General features: G+C 42.8%; 12 protein-coding genes. 11 read left to right on the top strand and 1 reads right to left on the bottom strand.

Annotated elements, in window-relative coordinates:
* Nucleotides 1-8: 8 nt before the first annotated feature.
* The 8 genes from ACFWMP_RS28825 (at nt 9) to ACFWMP_RS28790 (ending at nt 10,445) form a co-directional block, all read left to right on the top strand.
* Entirely contained in the window at nt 9-557 is a 549-nt protein-coding gene (locus ACFWMP_RS28825) for a pyridoxamine 5'-phosphate oxidase family protein (protein WP_379425693.1), read from the top strand.
* A gap of 243 nt (nt 558-800) precedes the next feature.
* Nucleotides 801-1,730, top strand: coding sequence for a phosphotransferase (locus ACFWMP_RS28820; protein WP_379425726.1), 930 nt, complete (start codon nt 801-803; stop codon nt 1,728-1,730).
* A 294-nt stretch (nt 1,731-2,024) separates the two neighbouring features.
* A complete protein-coding gene (locus ACFWMP_RS28815; RefSeq protein WP_379425691.1) occupies nt 2,025-3,689 on the top strand; it encodes an extracellular solute-binding protein in 1,665 nt (554 codons plus the stop codon).
* Nucleotides 3,690-3,778: 89 nt separating this feature from the next.
* Nucleotides 3,779-4,684 (top strand): ABC transporter permease, encoded by a 906-nt coding sequence (locus ACFWMP_RS28810; RefSeq protein ID WP_042191391.1) that lies wholly within the window; start codon nt 3,779-3,781, stop codon nt 4,682-4,684.
* A 34-nt stretch (nt 4,685-4,718) separates the two neighbouring features.
* Nucleotides 4,719-5,603 (top strand): carbohydrate ABC transporter permease, encoded by an 885-nt coding sequence (locus ACFWMP_RS28805; RefSeq protein WP_042191389.1) that lies wholly within the window; start codon nt 4,719-4,721, stop codon nt 5,601-5,603.
* A 45-nt stretch (nt 5,604-5,648) separates the two neighbouring features.
* The gene (locus tag ACFWMP_RS28800; RefSeq protein WP_076286024.1) at nt 5,649-7,382 is read left to right on the top strand and encodes a sensor histidine kinase; all 1,734 of its coding nucleotides are present in this window, start codon (nt 5,649-5,651) and stop codon (nt 7,380-7,382) included.
* 13 nt (nt 7,383-7,395) lie between these two features.
* Nucleotides 7,396-9,078 carry a response regulator gene (locus ACFWMP_RS28795; protein WP_339243363.1) on the top strand — a complete coding sequence of 561 codons (1,683 nt, stop codon included), beginning with the start codon at nt 7,396-7,398 and terminating at the stop codon, nt 9,076-9,078.
* A 92-nt stretch (nt 9,079-9,170) separates the two neighbouring features.
* On the top strand, nt 9,171-10,445 hold the full coding sequence (locus ACFWMP_RS28790; protein ID WP_341051955.1) for a Gfo/Idh/MocA family protein: 1,275 nt from the start codon (nt 9,171-9,173) through the stop codon (nt 10,443-10,445).
* Between the two features lie 228 nt (nt 10,446-10,673).
* Here ACFWMP_RS28790 and ACFWMP_RS28785 read toward each other — a convergent pair whose 3' ends face one another.
* On the bottom strand, nt 10,674-10,859 hold the full coding sequence (locus ACFWMP_RS28785) for a hypothetical protein (RefSeq protein ID WP_042130754.1): 186 nt from the start codon (nt 10,857-10,859) through the stop codon (nt 10,674-10,676).
* A 523-nt stretch (nt 10,860-11,382) separates the two neighbouring features.
* Between ACFWMP_RS28785 and ACFWMP_RS28780 the strand changes: the two genes are divergently transcribed.
* The 3 genes from ACFWMP_RS28780 to ACFWMP_RS28770 are packed head-to-tail and all read left to right on the top strand — an operon-like array spanning nt 11,383 to nt 14,360.
* Complete coding sequence (locus tag ACFWMP_RS28780) at nt 11,383-12,294, top strand: dihydrodipicolinate synthase family protein (RefSeq protein WP_379425687.1); 912 nt, start codon at nt 11,383-11,385, stop codon at nt 12,292-12,294.
* A gap of 4 nt (nt 12,295-12,298) precedes the next feature.
* Nucleotides 12,299-12,940 (top strand): SGNH/GDSL hydrolase family protein, encoded by a 642-nt coding sequence (locus ACFWMP_RS28775; protein ID WP_042191378.1) that lies wholly within the window; start codon nt 12,299-12,301, stop codon nt 12,938-12,940.
* A 13-nt stretch (nt 12,941-12,953) separates the two neighbouring features.
* Nucleotides 12,954-14,360 (top strand): ABC transporter substrate-binding protein, encoded by a 1,407-nt coding sequence (locus ACFWMP_RS28770; RefSeq protein ID WP_339243362.1) that lies wholly within the window; start codon nt 12,954-12,956, stop codon nt 14,358-14,360.
* The last annotated feature ends 40 nt before the right edge of the window (nt 14,361-14,400 follow it).

Genomic DNA, 14,400 nt, shown 5'->3' with positions numbered 1-14,400 from the left:
ATATCGATATGAATTCGGTTCGTTACAAGAGCAGGGAATGCCTGGATCAAGAGAAGATTGAAGGGTTCCTTCAGCAAGCGAGATTGGGTTATCTTGGGTTGGCTGATGGCAATCTCCCCTATGTTGTGCCACTTAATTATGTATGGACAGAAGGGAAACTCTATTTTCACGGGGCTGGAGACGGAAGGCGTAATCAGGTGATGAGTGATAATTCAGAGGTGTGTTTTACAGTATGTGAGGAATACGGAACCATTACGGATCCGGTACCTGCGAAAACGGATACAGCTTATATGAGCGTAATGATATTCGGACAAGCAGAACCGATCACGGATTTGGATGAAGCCACTCATGTACTTCAGGAAATGATGAATAAGTATGTACCAGGTTACTATAATCGCCCCCTGTTCAAGCAGCATGTGGAGAAGTATAGATCAGCTGTATTCGGCGGTCCGGTTCAAGTTTATCGGGTCATTCCAAGCCATATGACGGCAAAAGAGAGCCCTATTGAAGCTGAAAAAATGTATAAAAAGGACATGGATACTAAACATCAAGTTTAACCACAGGATATGCGGTTTCGCTAGAAGTTTCATCAAAAAAAAGCCTTTTGGAATAAAATCCAAAGGCTTTTTGTATGCTTATTTTTTTCAAGACCTTATTCAACATCATAATTGATCAGAAAGAAAAAGTCTATACTTTGGGCTGGATTTTATTTACTATTGTGAAGCCGGCAAAACTTAATAAATGGAGTGTTGTTAATGGACGTAACCTATCATATCGATCAGGCAGACTTACAGGATTATATTGGACGGATTTTTGGCACCAGTTATTTAGTTGCTCGTGTTTCACGAATGCATGGTGGCGCACAAAAGGTGGTCTACAAGATTGAGTGCAGTAATGGATTTTCCTGCGTTTTGTATGTGTGGGATCTTTCCATGAATTATTTTGAAGAAGAAAAAGCGAATGAAGATATAAATGAACAGTCCTATGGAAGTGATTTGTTTGAATTAAACAACAAGTATTTAACACAGCATGGAATTCAGACCCCAGCACTTTATGATCTGAATAAGGAAAGAGACCGTTACCCATTTGATTATGCGCTTGTTGAATATATAGATGGACGTAAGGCAGAAACCTTTTTCCAACATTCCGAATTAGCTGTTCAAGATAAAGTGTTTCAGCAGTTGGGGGATATGCTTACTACTATGCATACCACCGAAAGGCAGATTTTTGGGAAAGCCAATGCTAACGAGATCAGTACAGAACAATGTCATTCATTACAAATGGAAAATGCGAAAGTACAGCTAGCTTACGCCTCTCAGCATATGGAGAAGATTGGGTCTAATCAAAGTAAACTGCTCGATAAGTTGTATGAGCTTGAATCAAGAATTAAGCCTAGAAAGCAGTATGGATTTATTCATGGGGAACTGGGTCCTGACCATGTATTGGTTAATGATAAGCTGGAGCCCTTTCTGATCGATATCGAAGGAGCAGCGTTCTTTGATATTGAGCATGAGCATAGTTTTTTGGAGATGCGATTTGGAGATTTCTATCGGTATCTTAAGAACGATAAGCTTGATCCGGATAGGCTGTTATTTTATCAATTGCATCACCATATATCATTAACTTCAGCGGGTTTAAAGCTACAGCACAGAGGATTTCCCGATCAAAAATTCGCAAAAGGTCTAGCTGAATATCAATCTGAACGTGCGCTTAGGTTTATCGAAAAATGAAGAAATGGAAATGAAGCAAGAAGCGGCGCGTTATCTCTTGTCAAATATCGTGGGGAGCTGAATATTCGAGTTAATACACGGTAACGTTTCAACGAAGGGGGAGTCAACCTAACCTAGGGAGACTCCCTCTCTCTTGTGCGTTCTAGGGACAAGCCTGACGGTAGTCAAGAGGTGTATACGAAAGTAAAGACTAGTATATAGATGGGGGTCCTTTCCTTTCCTATACTAGAACTAGGAAGAGAAGCAGCATGAAGTAGATGCACGACCTATTTTGAGACAATGTGGAGGGGTAATATGAAGAAAAAAAGTAGAATACTTCTGATCGTCGCATTGATCCTAAGTTTAACTATCACGGCATGCGGCAAAACCACAAATGAAGGGGAGAAGCAGCCTGAGAAGCAGCCTGAGACACCTGTGGAACAAAAAAATGAAGTGATTGAAGTTTCAACAGTTTCGGCAAGCGATCAGTATCTCAAATTCGATGAGGGCGAAAGCTTTGAGAAGAACTCGGTCTATGATGCGTATGAGAAAGATATCGGCGTGAAGCTCACGAATAAATGGGTGTCCGCCGATGACGTTCAATTCAAGGAAAAAGTGAAGATGTCCATCGCCTCCAATGATCTTCCGGACTTCATGAAGGTTAATGCTACACAGCTGAAAGAGCTGACCGAAGCGGATATGATTATGGATATCACGGACGTATATGACAAGAATGCGACGGATGAGACTAAGAAATTCTTGTCGATGGATGGCGGAATGCAACTGAAGACCGCCACTTTCGACGGTAAACTCATGGGGATTCCAAGTTCTTATAATCCGTACCAGTATCAGTTCCTCTATGTACGCACGGACTGGCTGAAGAAATTGAACCTGCCGGAACCGAAGACGATGGCGGATCTCTTGACGATCGCCGAAGCGTTCAAAACAAAAGATCCAGGCGGCACTGGGAAACCGTATGGAATTGTAATTAGCAAAGATCCATTTAACAACCAGTCCACAGCTGTTACAGGACTAATAGCATTCTTGAATAGTTACCATGCTTATGAAAATCTTTGGATGGAAGACGGAAATGGCAATTTGGTCAACAGTGACATTCAGCCTCAAGTGAAAGACGCACTTAAGGCGCTGCAGGAAATGTTCAAGAAAGGATTAATTGATCCTGAGTTCGTCGTTAAAGATGTGGAGAAAGCAGCAGAGCTCCTCTATAACAACAACGCAGGTATCGTATACGGCCAGTCTTGGGTACCGGCTCAGCTCGCTAAAGGCGCAGTAAAGGATGGTAAAGTCGTACAAGAGTGGGGCGTATTCCCGATTCCATCGGTGGATAGCGAACCTGCACTATCGCAGATAGGTTTGGGTGTTGACGAATATTATGTTATCTCCAAGCAAGCGAAGCATCCGGAAGGCGTTATTAAATTGCTGAACCATTGGATTGTCGTGGATAATCATCCGACGCCAGAACAGAAAGTGTATGAGTATGGTAAAGACCTGAAGGAGAAAGGCAACAACTACTGGCTTCTAAGCCCGCTTCGTGTTGGTAAACAAAAGGATAATAACGGTGAAATATTGCCAAAAGCGATCGAGAACAAAGACGAGAGCATTTTGGAGACGAAAGATCAAAAAACTCGTTACGAGCGTGCCATGAAGTATGTTGACGGTACCGATATCAACATGTGGTGGGAATATCTGATCTCAGGTCCAAAAGGTGCATATTCACTTATTCCTGAAATTCAGAACAATAAACAGTACCTACAAAACAAATTCTACGGCGCACCGACTCCAACCATGGCAGATAGACAAGAAATCCTGAAGAAGAAGCGGGATGAAGTATACTTCAAGATTATGATGAATCAAGTATCCGTGGATGAATTCGATAAATTCGTGGAAGAGTGGAAAAAGCTTGGCGGCGACGAAATGACCAAAGAAGTCAATGAATGGTACGCGACTCACAAACAATGATAGCAGGAGAATCGAGGGGTTGGACACAAACGACCTCTCTTTTCTTTAACCTAGTTCTTCATTTTTAGTCCTATAGCGAGGTGGATGGCATGAATGTATTAACGCGTATGTGGAAGAGGGAGTGGCCGCTTCACTTGATGTTGGTTCCTGGGATCGTATTGGTCCTCATCTTCAGTTATATCCCGATGGCCGGCATTATGATGGCCTTTCAGAAATACGTACCGAATAAAGGGTTGTTCGGCTCACCATTTATTGGTCTTAAAAACCTTCAGTTATTGATGGATTACCCCGATATCGGCCGGATATTCTTCAATACAGTATACATTGCGGTGATGAAAATTGTAGCAGGTATGATCGTTCCGGTTACCATAGCGATACTTCTGAATGAGCTGCGGAAAGAATGGGTCAAACGGACCTTCCAGACGCTCGTGTACTTGCCGCATTTTCTATCATGGGTCTTGTTAAGCGGTATTCTAATCGATGTATTGTCTCCATCTTCCGGTATTCTCAATCAAGTGCTTGGCTTGTTTGGTATAGACCCTGTTTTTTTCCTGGGTGACAACAAATGGTTCCCTTATGTCATGGTCATATCGGATGTATGGAAAGAGTTCGGATTTGGTACGATTGTCTATCTGGCTGCGCTTACCAGTATTAATCCGTCACTGTACGAGGCAGCGGAGATCGACGGCGCAGGACGCTTTAAGCAGACGTTACATGTGACGCTGCCGGGGATGCTTCCTATTATCGTTCTCATGTTTACGCTTAGTATCGGGAATGTACTGAATGCCGGATTTGATCAAATCTTCAACCTATATAGTCCTCCGGTCTATGAAAGCGCGGATATTATCGATACCTTCGTATATCGTATGGGGATTGAGCAAGCACAGTTCGGTTTCGCTACGGCCGTAGGACTGCTGAAATCCGTCATCTCTTTCATATTCGTATCTATGTCCTATATCTTAGCCTATCGTGTAGCGAATTACCGCATTTTCTAATGCAATCGGCGGTAATTCAGAAGGGAGACACATCGTGCGTACTAACAGATCATTCGGAAGAAAATTGTTTTTGATATGTAATTTTATTTTTCTGGCATCCGTATCTTTGTTATGCCTCATGCCTATTATTCATATTTTGGCGCTCTCGTTCAGCTCCGGGCAGGCAGCATCCGCCGGAAAAGTCATCCTGTGGCCTGTTGAATTCACAACGGCTGCTTATGCTAACGTATTTGGAAAACCTGAATATTTACGCGCATTCTGGGTATCGATTCAGCGGGTCCTTATGGGAACGACAATCAGCATGTTCCTGACGATTATCACGGCCTATCCATTATCCAAAGATTCTCGCCAATTTCGGCTGCGGACCTTCTATTCATGGTTTTTCGTATTCACGATTTTATTCAGTGGCGGGCTTATTCCAAACTATTTAACCGTGAAGAACCTTGGGATGCTCGATACAATCTGGGCTTTGGTGCTGCCGGGAGCGGTCACGGTGTTCAACGTTATTCTGCTGCTGAATTTCTACCGCAGTCTGCCCAAAGAACTTGAGGAATCTTCGCTGCTCGATGGGGCGGGTCAATTTACTACCTTATGGAAAATATATGTGCCGCTATCGTTGCCGGCATTGGCAACGACAGGTCTTTTCACTATGGTGGGGCATTGGAATAGCTGGTTTGATGGTATGATTTACATGAATCATCCCGAGAATTATCCGCTGCAGACCTTCCTGCAGACGATCATTATCAAAATGGATTTCCGCTTTATTAAACCTGAGAGGGCAGAATTAATGATCAAATTGTCCGATCGTACGAGCAGGGCAGCTCAAATATTCGTAGCAGCATTTCCGATTCTTATCGTGTATCCGTTCTTGCAGCGGTTCTTCATTAAAGGAATTGTGATGGGGAGTGTCAAAGAATAAAATAGGGCACTCAAACTATGACATTGCATTGCAGGAGAACAAACGATGAAAATCCGATTCTTGATTAAAGATTCCTCTATATTCCAGAAAATAATGGCTGCCTTTCTGGCAGCCTTGTTTCCGCTCATGGCGATTACCTGGTTGATTAATGAGAAGGGTTCGGACAATATTCGGAGTGAAATTTCCGAGTCTATTCTAAATACGACTCGCTTCTATCTGGATTCACTCGACAAGGAAGCAGACCGGATCAGCCGTTATTTGCCGAACTATGTGATGGACAAAGACTTGATGGAAATTGCAACTACAGGCAATTACATGAGTTATTACGATCGTGCGCAAAAAATATTAGATATCCAAAGACGGCTTGAATTGATGAAGAACTCAAGTCCATTTATTCAAGAAGCAAGGGCGTATATCCCTCTTATCGACCGAACGATTCTTAGCAATAAATTTGAAACTTCGATGAATAAGCAGGAATATGCTTCTATGCAGCAAAACAAGAGATTATACGAAGAACCTTTCATTTACTGGAACGATCGATTATTTATTTCCATGCAATACCCCATTAATACCGTTAAAAATCCGATTTATATCGTAGCGGTTGAATTATCGACTATCAAAATCAGAGAAACGTTATCTCAAATCGGCAGCTCGCGTGGTGGACAGAGCGTATTGCTCAATCTGGAACGTGGTTGGGAGATCGAGAGTGACATGGATCCGGAACTGCTGGAACAAATGAAATCCTTCGCTGCGGATAAGCGGGAATTGCAAAAAGACGAAGGATACGAAACGATTATGTATAATGGTAAGCGGTTTCTTACGGTATATAAATACTCCAGTCTCTGGAATTCCTATTCGATTATGTGCATTCCCGAAGAGACGATTTTGGGTTCTCTTGAGATCTATCGAACATTGTTCTGGTGGGCTTGCGCGCTAGCTGTGGGTATTGTCGTTTTCTTCTCATACTTTCTATTACGATTTATCTATCGGCCATTAATGAAACTTGTGCATTCCTTTCGGCGCGTTCAGCAGAATAGGCTGGAACCGATCGTGATCGATCGTGGAGCCGATGAGTTCGGGTATTTGTACCAAGCTTTTAATAATACGATCCGATCCTTGAAAACACTAATCGAGGAAAATTACGAGCAGCAAATCAGGAACCAGCGTTCCGAACTGAAACGATTGCAATCGCAAATTAATCCTCATTTTTTATATAATTGTTTTTTTGTATTGTGCCGGTTAATTAAATCCGAGAATCAGAAGGAAAAGGCTTATCAATTCTGCCTGTACATCGGACAATATTTTCAGTTCATTACTCGTGATGACGAGGATGATATTCCGCTGGGGCTGGAGGTCAATCATTCTCGCACGTATGTAGATATGCAAACCATATGTTACGGAGACCGTATTCAAGTCAAGTTCGAAGGTGATGTTCCCGATCTCTTCGTGCCGAGGCTGATTCTGCAGCCGATCATCGAAAATGCTTATAAGCATGCCTTGGGCAATATGATTCAGCAGGGTGAGCTATGGGTTCATTGTGAGCGGGTGGGTGATGTATTCTCCATCTATGTCGAAGATAATGGCCGAAGCATTTCCGATGCGGAGATCGAACAGCTTCAGAAGCGACTGCGTCAATCCACCACTCGGATGGAGGAAACAACCGGAATCATAAATGTGCATCGCAGAATACAGCTGCGGTACGGTGAGGAATATGGCATTACAGTGTCACGTTCTGCTCTTGGTGGACTTCAAGTAAGAATCAATCTAAGCGCGAACTAGAGGAGGAATCAGCATGTACCGACTGCTAATCGTCGATGACCTTCCCATTATTGTCGATGGTCTTCTGGAGCTATTCAATGAGACCGATCATTTACAACTCGAGGTTATGAAGGCATATTCAGGTGAAGAAGCACTGGAGGTACTGTCTCATCATCGTATTGATATCGTGATTTCCGACATTAAGATGCCTGGACTGGAAGGGATTGAGCTGCTTCGGGAAATCAAATCCCAGTGGCCGGCCTGCAAAGTTATTTTCTTAACAGGATACAATGATTTTCATTATGCTAAGAGCGCAATTACGTACGGTGGGTTCGATTATATTCTGAAGGTCGAAAGTGATGAGAAAATTATTCAGTCCGTAGAACGGGCGATTGAGAAAATTGAAGAAGAAAATAACCAAGAACAGATGATCGCTAGAGCGCAATCCAAAATGAGACTGGCATTGCCCTCCCTGCAAAAAGAGTATGTGTGGGAGCTCTTTCAAGGCAAGCATGTATCGGATAGCCAATTAAAGCAGGCGTTCAAAGAAATCGATATCCGGCTTGATGCGACATTGCCGGTTTACTTGCTCATAGGCAGGGTAGACGCATGGAAAGAAATGTTCACGACGCCGGATAAAGCGTTATTGACTTACGCCGTACAGAACATTTGCGATGAGTATTTGTCCACGCAGGTCAGATGCTATTCCGTTGTATTCGAGTTATCCAAAATCGTCTGGATGATTCAACCGAAAATCCCGGATGGATCGTCTATCGAATATGGGGATCAGGATTGGATCAGAGCTCATCGGTATACGAGCGGAATTCTGGAGACTGTGCAGGGAAATTGCAAGAGATTGCTGAGTTTATCGGTTTCTTTCCTTCTTGGAAGTGAAGCAACGACATGGGATAACATATCTGATCGGTTTCACTCGATCAAATACGGCCTGGTACAAGGACATGGATTATTTAATGAGGTCATATTGACCGATAAAGACATTCAAAGAGAAGTGAACGGTGATCTGAGTGGGAACTACCACGATGCCTTCTATCACGCCCGTGTTCAATTGCTGATGTCTTGTCTCGAGAATAATCATCGGGAGCAATTCAACAAGCTGTATGCCGAACTAACGTCCATTTGGAATGATGAGGAGTCGCCGAATGAGCGGAAGATCGAACTGTATCATTCGCTTTCAGCTATTTTTCTGTTCTATATCCATAAGAATCGGGAAATTCGGGATTACATCAATACGCTGATGGATCTGGATAAGTTATATCGCTATGGAGATTCCGCATCATGGTCGGAGCTGATTCAATACTTCTCGCAAATGGCGGATTGCTTCTTCGAATGGAATGCGCTGCGGGGTACGCAATTGCCGACAGAGGTCGTGAATAAGGTGCATCGATATATTGAAGAACATATTTCCACTGATATTTCCTTAAATGCGCTGGCCGATTACGTGAGCTTGAATCCATCGTATTTGTCCCGACTTTATAAGCAAATCACTGGAATGGGTTTATCTAAATATGTGAACGACTATCGTAACCTGATCGCCAAAGATATGCTGCTCAACACATCGATGAAAGTGAATGAAATTGCTGCTGCCCTGGGGTACAACTCAGCACTTGCATTTATTCGCTTCTTCAAGAAGCAGAATGAAACAACTCCGCAAGATTTCCGTATGGCAAGGACTCATATACAGAATCAAGGTCAATAAATGTATATGAAATGTCAGTAACGATCTCTTTTGCCTCCGTTCCTACCACCTTACAATGGAAGTACACTAGGTGCGCAAGAGGAGGAGTAGTCTTGAGAACATTAACAGCTGTATTACTTGGCGCTGGCAGTCGAGGAAGATATATTTATGGGCCCTACGCGGAGAAGTTCCCGAATGAATTAAAGATTGTTGCCGTAGCTGAGCCGGATGATGAACGTAGAAATCGATTTGCAGAGATTCATAGAATTGCCCCAGAACATGTCTACGATTCTTGGGAGAAAGTATTCGATCAGGGTCAAATTGCGGACGTGATGATAATTGCTACGCTCGATCGGATGCATTATATACCAGCGATGAAAGCGATGGAGCTAGGCTATCATGTCATGTTAGAGAAGCCGATGTCTCCTTCCATGGAAGAATGCATCGAATTGGAGCAAGCTTCGCTTCGGTATAAGCGATTGCTCGTCGTAACCCATGTCCTGCGATATTCCCCGTTCTGGTCTGGGATCAAAAAATGCATCGAAGACGGTGAACTCGGAACGATAGGTACGATTCAATTAACCGAAAATGTGGGCTACATGCATATGACACACAGTTATGTCCGCGGGAATTGGCGCAATTCGGAGGAGACTAGTCCCATGATCCTGGCCAAATCATGCCATGATCTGGATCTCATCTCATGGCTTATGAATCAACCGTGTACAAGCGTGAGCTCGTACGGATCATTACTGCATTTCAGGGCGGAGAACGCTCCGGAAGGCTCTGCGGATCGCTGTATCAACGGCTGTGAGGTTGAGAAGGAATGCGCCTTCTCGGCGATGAAAATATATATTCAGCCCCCGGAACACCCTTGGGCACGCTATATGACGAATGATTTGTCGCAAGAGGGGATCTTGAAGGCGCTGAAGGAAGGACCGTGGGGTCGCTGCGTGTATCGCTGCGATAATAATGTCGTGGATCACCAGGTAGTCAACATGGAGTTCGAGAACGGAGCGAATGCATCGTTCATCATGTCAGGGCTGACACAGAGCGGCACGCGCCGGGTTCAAATTATGGGAACACAAGGCGAGATCATCGGGGATATGGACAAAGGATCTTTCACGCTGTACCGCTATGTATCGGGCGAGAAGGTTGAGATTGGCTGCAATGTGGAAGGCGATGGCCATGGAGGCGGCGATGACCGTATGGTAAGCTCATTCCTGCGGAATGTGCGTCAATTCGACAGCAATCCATCGCAAGGTTTGACCTCGGCGACGGCATCCCTGCAGAGTCATTTGATCGCATTCGCGTCGGAACATTCGAGATTGAACGCAGGTCAGGCGGTCAAGCTTTCGGACTTGCAGAAGAAAGGAGAAATGTCTGTATAAGATCAAATGATACTATGAAGCCTCTTTCGAAGTGATGGGATGCCGTCATGGAGAGGGAGGTTTTTTTAGTATGTATTTGATTCAAGAAATCGAGTCAATATGGAAAAGGTTTTTCGTTACATAATCTCAAGGCATAATAAAAGACCGCTCTACTGGAATGACTTCCGGATCTGCGGCCTTAGGACAAGATTCTATTATAGGGTCAATCTGTATCTAAAGGTGGTGAGATTAATGGAATTTAACAGTCTTGATACGAGCTTCTTCTTCATAGGTGAGTGGTTTTGGGGATCTTGGAGTGTGCAAGTGGCGTTGCACAGAATATTCCATTTTTTGATAATCCTCATTACCTGAATTCATCGTTGGATTCCAATTTTCCGTTACCCAATTTTTAAGTTCTTTAAGACCTGCTAGCATTTCCTCCAGCCTCCTTTGGCGAAGAAACAATATATTTTGTATTGTTCTGGTTACGCTTTCATTATATCATAGAAATTAGTTTTTTAAAGCTGTGTCCACGTGAAAAACACAGTTTTTAGGTGAACATTGTGTGTTAATTAGGGTTTGTGCTTCCTATGGAGAAGAGTGTCTCCTTGTAGGAGACACTCTTATTAGATTTAAAATGATAATCTATTACCCTTGAGAGCCGCAAAGTATTTCTAGTAATTACCAATCTGGCAAATGACTTTAAGGTCGTAGATAGTGTTACTCTGATCATAACTAGAGCTGCATATATCGTCCGATATTCTATTTTTAATTGGAAAATAAGGTCTTATTTTATGGGCGTTCACTTAAATGAAAATATTTTTTTAGTATGATTGTTATTCTGGTGGAAATAAATTTTATTTTAAAAAAAATAGAGAAAATAATTTACAGAACCAAATTTAAGTGATATCTTGAATATGTAGAAAAGAAACCGTTCACATCTTAAGGGGGATTATCAATGACACTCAACAAGTTCCACGGAATTATACCTGCCTTCTATGCTTGCTATGACGATCAAGGAAATATTTCCGAATCCCGGACACATGACTTATGTGATTACTTATTTGAAAAAGGAGTTCAAGGTGTTTATGTGGGAGGCAGTTCTGGAGAATGTATCTACCAGAGTCTGGACGAACGCAAAGCGGTACTTAGCTATGTAGCTAGTAACCTGAAAGGTAAAATGACACTGATTGCTCATGTAGGAGCCCCTTCTACTAGAGATAGTATCGAATTAGCAAAACATGCGGCGAGCTTAGGATATGATGCACTATCCGCAATCCCACCTATATATTTCAAATTACCTGATAGTGCAGTAACTAAATACTGGAGCGATATTATGGAGGCAACTCCTCTACCGTTCATTATCTACAACATTCCTCAGACTACGGGATATACACTAACTCCAGCTTTATTCGAGAAACTGCTTACTAATAAAAAAGTTATCGGCGTTAAGAATTCTTCTATGCCACCTATGGATATTGAACGCTTCAAAAGAGTGGGTGGAAAAGATGTAGTGGTCTTTAATGGACCGGATGAACAGTATGTTGCGGGAAGAATCATGGGAGCCGATGCTGGCATTGGTGGTACTTATGCAGTTATGCCGGAGCTGTTCTTGCAAGCTAATACATTTGTACTTGCCGGCAAGTTTGAGGAAGCAGGACAACTTCAAAGTGAGATCAACGATATCATCATCGCGCTTTGTTCCCTCAAGGGTTCTATGTATGCGGAAATTAAAGAGGTTCTGAGATTAAGAGGCGTAAACATTGGTAGTGTAAGAGCACCGCTTGAAGGGGTAGCCGCTGAAGATGCTGGTCCAATCGCAGATATTATGAAATTGATTGATCAAGCGATAGAAAAATATTGTGGTTAATGCAATGAAGAGAACCATCGTATGCTTTGGTGATTCCAATACTTGGGGCTACGACGCAAAGACGGACCAAAGGTTTAATGATGAAATACGTTGGACCGGACTTCTACAATCAGAACTGTACAACACTTACCGGGTCATAGAGGAAGGGCTTCCTGGTAGAACCAGTGTTAGTGACGATCCGCTATTTGAAGGGTTAGCCGGAATAGCTTATCTCTATCCATGCCTCATGTCACATGCACCACTTGATTTGGTAGTGATCATGCTTGGGACGAATGATACGAAAGAAAGATTTGCACTAACTTCTTATAACATCGCGCAAGGTATTGTTAGACTCGCTCATAAAGCTAGAGGGAGCGGGGCAGGTCCAGCCGGAAAAGCTCCAGAAGTGCTTGTGATCGCTCCTCCTCCCATTGGGGCAGAGTATTTGAATACTCCTATTGGTAAGCCAATGGGAAGTAATTGTAGCGAGAAATCTTTGGAGCTCTCTCAGCATCTTGCAGCTTTGCTTTCGGGGACAGATATCCACTTTATTGATTCCAGAGAATATGTATCGATGAATGAAATAGATTACATGCATCTTGATATACAAGGACATCGGAACATGGCTGATTTAGTGAAATATCATGTCAAACGGATACTAGAATAGGGGAGGATTTAAAATGAAGAAGAAACGTTTACTCTCGTCAATGGTTGCATTAATGGTAATTATTTCACTGATTTCAGGATGCTCTGGTAACAACGCAGCAAGCTCTAATACATCCGATAATACGGCTAAATCTGGCAAGGAAAAAGTGGCGATTAAAGTATGGCTGACCCCTCAGTGGAAGGGTGTTGTGGATGCAACGGAACAAGGAGCTGACTATGATAGCTTCCTTAAGGCTGCTGCTGAGAAATTCAAGGCACAATATGATAAATATGATGCTGACATTCAGGTCGAAGTCATTGCCGGAGATCAGCGCGACCAACTCCTCAATGTTAACTTGAGCGGAGGAACGCCACCAAATGTCTTCTTTGAAAGCGTATTCCCAATGGGCGATTATGTTCACCGTGGAGCTTTGGAGTCTTTGACTGACATCATCGATGAGGACGCGAAAAGTGATATCGCACAAAATTACTGGGATGCAGTAACGTTCGGAAAAGATGTGTACTTCTACCCATTCCAACACAATCCAGGCACTTTGGTCTACAACGCAGACATGTTTAAAGCGGCTGGTTTAGAAAAGTTCGTCGGTGGAGAGTCCGAAATTAAGACTTGGAACTTGGAAGAATATCAACAAATCTTGGATGGTCTGAAAAATAATCTTCCGAAGGACAAATATTCTAATGCCTATCCAATGGCACTATACGCTGTAAATAACCAAGGAGATACGTGGAACCTTGCATACTTAAGAATGTTCGGCAACAAGTTCTTCGATGACCAAGGGAACATTGTTCTGAATGATGCGAATGGAGTTAAAGCTGCTACATGGTTGAAAAAATTATATGACGGTGGATATACAAATCCGGGTGCTGAATCTGTATCCTCCAATGATGCCAATGCCATGTTCCAGAATCAGCAGCTAGCGATCAGTTTTACCAATCCAATCTTGTTCAATGGAACAAAAGCAAATATGGAATCCGGCACGTCTCCAAAGTTTGATATGCGTCTTGCTAATATTCCGTCCGAAAGCGGAGATCCTCTATCCTTTACTTATGTAGTGGGTGCAAGTGTATTCAAGTCCAAAGATGCGAAAAAGACTGAAGTCGCTAAAGATTTCGTGAAGTTCTTTTCAAGTGATCCTGAATTAGTTAAATCCTCTAAGAATGGTATTCCTGTGAGAAGCTCCGTGGCTGAACAACTTAAGTCAGAGAATCCTCTCTTTGCTGCTTATGATGCCAATTCAAAATATTTGTTCAACTTCACGGGCAACGTTCCAGGATATAGCCAATTAAGAGAAGTTTTGTACCCTGATCTACAGGCGCTTTACATGGGAGCAAAGACACCAGAACAGTTTGTACAAGATTATCAAACCAATGGTAATAAAGTGATTGATACGAATAAAGCTAGCTCTGTCATTTTCCAATAATCTAAGAACAGGTAAACAATAAACGATTAACAGCCTTTAG

The sequence above is a fragment of the Paenibacillus sp. NPDC058367 genome (assembly GCF_042723305.1).
Taxonomy (GTDB): domain Bacteria; phylum Bacillota; class Bacilli; order Paenibacillales; family Paenibacillaceae; genus Paenibacillus_AQ.
Note: the sequence above shows the minus strand (reverse complement) of the source record. Positions and strands in the feature narration are given on the sequence as shown.

What these genes read in the sequence shown, in the direction of transcription:
- ACFWMP_RS28825 (WP_379425693.1), top strand. Translation starts at nt 9, where the DNA reads ATGAATTCGGTTCGTTACAAGAGCAGGGAATGCCTGGATCAAGAGAAG.
- ACFWMP_RS28815 (WP_379425691.1), top strand. Translation starts at nt 2,025, where the DNA reads ATGAAGAAAAAAAGTAGAATACTTCTGATCGTCGCATTGATCCTAAGT.
- ACFWMP_RS28810 (WP_042191391.1), top strand. Translation starts at nt 3,779, where the DNA reads ATGAATGTATTAACGCGTATGTGGAAGAGGGAGTGGCCGCTTCACTTG.
- ACFWMP_RS28800 (WP_076286024.1), top strand. Translation starts at nt 5,649, where the DNA reads ATGAAAATCCGATTCTTGATTAAAGATTCCTCTATATTCCAGAAAATA.
- ACFWMP_RS28795 (WP_339243363.1), top strand. Translation starts at nt 7,396, where the DNA reads ATGTACCGACTGCTAATCGTCGATGACCTTCCCATTATTGTCGATGGT.
- ACFWMP_RS28785 (WP_042130754.1), bottom strand. Translation starts at nt 10,859, where the DNA reads ATGCTAGCAGGTCTTAAAGAACTTAAAAATTGGGTAACGGAAAATTGG.
- ACFWMP_RS28780 (WP_379425687.1), top strand. Translation starts at nt 11,383, where the DNA reads ATGACACTCAACAAGTTCCACGGAATTATACCTGCCTTCTATGCTTGC.
- ACFWMP_RS28775 (WP_042191378.1), top strand. Translation starts at nt 12,299, where the DNA reads ATGAAGAGAACCATCGTATGCTTTGGTGATTCCAATACTTGGGGCTAC.
- ACFWMP_RS28770 (WP_339243362.1), top strand. Translation starts at nt 12,954, where the DNA reads ATGAAGAAGAAACGTTTACTCTCGTCAATGGTTGCATTAATGGTAATT.